Source organism: Actinomadura sp. (genome assembly GCF_044508335.1).
Lineage (GTDB): Bacteria > Actinomycetota > Actinomycetes > Streptosporangiales > Streptosporangiaceae > Spirillospora.
Genome location: NZ_JBIQHY010000211.1, coordinates 1 through 4,404, shown reverse-complemented (window position 1 = coordinate 4,404; position 4,404 = coordinate 1). Strand labels below are relative to the sequence as shown.

Genomic DNA, 4,404 nt, shown 5'->3' with positions numbered 1-4,404 from the left:
CCCCGAACGGGAACACGTCCCCGAACGCGACCTTGAACGGACCCTGCACCGCCATCACGAACCACCTTCGTTGTCCGCCCGTCCGCTTGTCCGGACGAGTGCATGTCATGGAGTGTACGTCGCCCACTCGGCCGAACAAGCTCAGGATCGAGTGACCTGCGTCACATCATGGGATGTGGTCGCGGTCAGTCCGGGACGCTGTACACGTCCTCCAGCTCATGCAGTGACCCCGGCATCACGACCTCGGCCACGAACCGCACCACGTCATTGGCGTCATGCATGCCCGCGAGCATCACCATGACCGGGTCGGACTGGCTGATCTGCAACACCTCGGCCTCGTCGCCGGCGGGAAGCCGCGCGGTCAGCCGTTCGGAGATGTGATCGATGCGCAGGCCCTTGACCGACCGCAGGTGATCGCGCAGCCCGACCGGCAACGCCGCGTCCTTGTCCAGGTCGGTGCCGTACACCAGTTCCAGCGGGAACCAGCACGTCATCAGATCCGAGGCGATCTCGTCGCGGATCGTCAGCGACCGCCGCGCCAACACCCGCACCCCGCCGCCGTCCAGGTCCAGCAGCGAAGCCACCTCGGGGGGAGCATCAACCTGGCCGACGTCCACGAGCTGCACGCCCGGTTGCGTCTCGGGACGGTCCAGCAGCGTCAGGCCCCGCCGACTCGCCCGCACATCCGAGGCCGGGCGGCCTTTCACGAACGAGCCGCGCCCATGCTCACGGGTGATCCATCCGTCCTGCTGGAGCATCTGCAACGCCCGCACCACCGTGGTGCGCCCGACCGCGAAGTCCCGGACGAGCTGTGACTCCGAAGGCAGCATCGAGCCCGGCGGGTAGTCCCCGTTCTCGATCCGCCGCCGGATCTCCAACACGACCCGCGCGTACTTCGGGGGCTCGAACTCCAAGCTCGACATATCAACCACCTGACTACTGTGACACTTGACCGCATAAGCGCATCTCAGGGCACTGTAACGCCCTGCTCTTCCCCGCGCCAGGACACCGAGCAGCCCGGACGCCTCACAGGTCGGCCGGGACCGTGAAACCCGCCGCCAGCAGCGCCACGCGCACTTCACCCACCCGGCGAGGGCCCATCTGCGGCACCTTGCCCAGGTCACCCGACCGCAGCAGGCCCAGCAGTTGCCCCACCGTCTTGACCCGCCAGCGCCGATCATTGCGCAACGTCGTCATCACCTGTTTCGACAGCCCCAAGCACGCCACCGGGCACGCCAACCCGACACGGCCATCGGCGTGTTCATGGTGACGGTCGGCCGCAGCCACAGCCGCGGGGAACACCGCATCCAGCCCCGATGTCCGTCCCGCCTCCACCAGCAGGCCGAGCAGATCACCGACCGTCCGCACCCCCAGGCACGAGATCGGGCACTCAGGTCCGATGCCCGAGTGCCCGATCTTGTGCGCGTCGTCGCCGGTCATTTCGGCCACGGCCACCCCTGCGCGTTCACGATCGCCTCCCGCAACTCCCGTGGGCTGAGCGCCTCCACAAGCCGCATGTCACGGCGGACAGGAACCATCGCCCACCATGCCCTGGTCGCGTGCCCGTACCAGGCGACCACTCCGGAGAACTCCCGTTCGATCGCCGCCGTCACCGGCCGATTCCGCTTCTCGGCCGCCGACACCCACGACACCCCCATCACCCGCACCCACCCGGCGAGGTAGGCGTGCCGGCGAAGGGGACGGCCAGAACACGTGCGATCCGGTCGGCCGCCGTGGCCGTTTCCGTCACCGGGCACAACGGCTCCAGTTCCGGCGGGGACTTGCGGGACGGCCCCGACCACACCCACCACCACCACAACTCACCGTCCCGGCGACGGCACAGCACCTCTTGCTGCAACCCCGGCGCCAACATCTGCCCGCGCGGGTCATCGCCGTCGGGCTCACCGGCCAAGTTGCGCGCCCGCACCGCACCATGGCCCCACACCTGCGCCACCAGGCCATGCCCGGTCAACGCCTCCACCAGCGCCAACGCCGCCGGACGCCATGCACTGTCCGGCGTACGCGGCCTCACCGACTCACCCACAGGGGGTCACCCACTCCCAGAGAAGGGAAGGCGGGGCCGGTAGGACGAGCGACGACGAGGAGACCCATCACCCCGAGCACGGTCAGGTCCGGGGGGGACCCCCAACCCGCGCTCCAGCCGCCGTGACGCCCACCGGCCCCGCAGCTTCTTGGACTACGCCGCCCGCGTCTTACGCGAGGGCGCACACCAACGACACGGCACCCGCTCAACCTCCGGTCCGGAACCATTCGGCGCTCCGACCAGGATCGCCCGCCGCGAGTGGGTGAACTTCCACCCGCGACCGCTGCAGTTCCTGCACCCGTTGCTCGCCTGCTCGTCTCGCATGGAGGCAAGACTCTCGCGGTATGACGTCCTATCGAAGGCCGTCCATAGGTCTCTATGAGGACGTTTTCAGGACGCTAGGTAGAGTTAGACATGTCACAGCGTCCGCTCAGTGCCCCTATGGGGGCTAAAGTCGGACCCGTAGAGGACTCACAGCGGAGGGAACGACGATGCCACGTCCGGCAGGCAACACCCGTCTCAAAGCAGCCCGGCAGCACGCCGGGTACGCATCCCAGCAGGCACTGGCCGACGCCATGACGGCAGCCGCCCCGCTGCTGGGCCTGGGGAACATGCAGATCAGCGCCCGCCAAATCCGCCGCTGGGAGTCCGCGTCCCCGCCGTGGCCGCGCGCCGACCACCAGCGCCTGCTGGTCCACGTGCTGCAACTGCCCGTCGAAGAACTCGGCTTCACCCCGCCCTGGGAGACCCCGGACACCCCGGCGCCCTCACGGCCCAACCCCAACCCGTCCGCCGTCCCCGCCCAGGGAACCGGCGCCACGCTGCCACTTCCCAAGGCCAACGCCGCCGTTCAGCCGCCCACGGTCGGGGCCGACTTCTCCGCGATCAACGGTGCGTTGCGGCGCCTCTACTTCTCCGTTCAGCCCGCCCAGCTCCACCCGACGGTGGTCGAGCACACCAAACTCGGCACCCAGCTCCTGGCCGAGACGACCGGTGTCCCGCGCACCATCCTGGCCACCGCGCTCGCCGAGTCCCTGCTCCTGGTCGGCCGCATCGAGTTCTTCGACCTGCGCCAGCCCGACGACGCCGACGCCTCCTACGTCCGCGCCCTCCAGGCCGCCGGCGAAGCCAACGACCCGCTGCTGGGAGCGGCCATCCTGGCGCACGCCGCGTTCATCCCCGGATGGGACGGCCGCCGCGACGAGGCAGCCGAACGCATGCGCGCCGCCCGCACCTACGCCCGACGCGGCACCGCCCCCGCCGAATTCCTGGCATGGCTGGACGCCGTCGAGGCCGAGTGCGAAACCCGCTGCGGACACCCCCGCGAAGCCTTGCGCTTGATCAACCACGCCGAGCACTTGCTCGCCGAGAGCACCGGACAGCCCGCCCCCGACTGGTTCAACTGGTTCTCGCCCATCAGCCTCGCCTCATTCAAGGGCGACACCCAGCTCAAGGCCGGGCAGCCCGCCCAGGCCAAGGCCACACTCCTCGGCGTCCTGGAGGCCATCGGCGACACCAACGCCAAACAGCGCGCCGTCATCCTCGGCGACCTGGCCGCCGTCGAAGTAGCCCAGCGCGACCCCGAAGCCGCATGCTCCTACGCCGAGCAGGCCCTCGACCAACTCGCCGTCACCTGGTACGCCACCGGCATGGACCGCGTGCACGACGTCCGCCGCGCCCTCCAGCCCTGGGCCGACACCGAATGCGTCCGCCGCCTGGACGACCGCCTCTACAGCTGGCAGACCACCCTCAGCGCGCTCCAGCGTTGAACTCAGCGATACGGCCCGGAAGCTCAGCCAGCGAATCAATCCGCATCGTCGGAACACGGTCGGCTTCCGGGTCGTCCTGCTGAATGATCCCCCACGGCCCCCGCCGGATCAGCGCCGTCCGCAACCCCATCTGCGCCGCGGGCATGATGTCGTTGTCCAACCGGTCACCCACATACAGCACCTCACCGGCCTCACACGGCGCAGCCTCGACCACGCACCGGAAGAACCCCGGATCAGGCTTGGACACACCCCAGTCATCCGACGTCGCGATCATGTCGCTGGGCAGATCCAACGACCGCAGGATCCCGCCGGCCCGCACCGTCTGATTCCCCGCGATCCCGACCCACAGCCCATCACCCCGAAGCTTGGCCAGCGTCGGACGCGCATCCGGGTACAAGTCCTCTTCCCCGAACGTCTCCGGCCGCCCCACCTCGGCCCGCTCCTCACGCTGCTGCGTCAGATCAAACCCAGGCGCGAACACCTGGAACGTCTCCCGGTAGTCCAACCCCCGAGCGATCACCGCCCCGAACATCGCCGAGAACGTATGCCGAGGCACCCCCAACCAGTCAGCCCACGTCCCATACTCCCGAG

Annotated in this window: 5 protein-coding genes; 1 reads left to right on the top strand and 4 read right to left on the bottom strand. The window is 69.2% G+C overall.

Translation table 11 applies throughout. The features are described 5' to 3' along the window. Positions 1 to 185: 185 nt before the first annotated feature. The 3 genes from ACIWVC_RS34140 to ACIWVC_RS34130 all read right to left on the bottom strand — a co-directional run bounded on the left by ACIWVC_RS34140 (position 186) and on the right by ACIWVC_RS34130 (position 1,990). A complete protein-coding gene (locus tag ACIWVC_RS34140; RefSeq protein WP_396455144.1) occupies positions 186 to 923 on the bottom strand; it encodes a GntR family transcriptional regulator in 738 nt (245 codons plus the stop codon). Between the two features lie 103 nt (positions 924 to 1,026). Next, positions 1,027 to 1,449, bottom strand: a complete 423-nt coding sequence (locus ACIWVC_RS34135) for a hypothetical protein (protein WP_396455142.1) — start codon at positions 1,447 to 1,449, stop codon at positions 1,027 to 1,029. 208 nt (positions 1,450 to 1,657) lie between these two features. Then, complete coding sequence (locus ACIWVC_RS34130; RefSeq protein WP_396455140.1) at positions 1,658 to 1,990, bottom strand: hypothetical protein; 333 nt, start codon at positions 1,988 to 1,990, stop codon at positions 1,658 to 1,660. Positions 1,991 to 2,535: 545 nt separating this feature from the next. Here ACIWVC_RS34130 and ACIWVC_RS34125 point away from each other — a divergent pair. Beyond that, complete coding sequence (locus tag ACIWVC_RS34125; protein WP_396455139.1) at positions 2,536 to 3,813, top strand: transcriptional regulator; 1,278 nt, start codon at positions 2,536 to 2,538, stop codon at positions 3,811 to 3,813. On the opposite strand, the gene ACIWVC_RS34120 is transcribed toward ACIWVC_RS34125, so the two are convergent. Further along, positions 3,794 to 4,404: HAD family hydrolase (locus tag ACIWVC_RS34120; protein ID WP_396455137.1), on the bottom strand; the 611-nt coding region annotated here is incomplete at its 5' end. The two genes, ACIWVC_RS34125 and ACIWVC_RS34120, sit on opposite strands and share 20 nt — an antisense overlap.

What these genes read in the sequence shown, in the direction of transcription:
- ACIWVC_RS34125 (WP_396455139.1), top strand. Translation starts at nt 2,536, where the DNA reads ATGCCACGTCCGGCAGGCAACACCCGTCTCAAAGCAGCCCGGCAGCAC.
- ACIWVC_RS34140 (WP_396455144.1), bottom strand. Translation starts at nt 923, where the DNA reads ATGTCGAGCTTGGAGTTCGAGCCCCCGAAGTACGCGCGGGTCGTGTTG.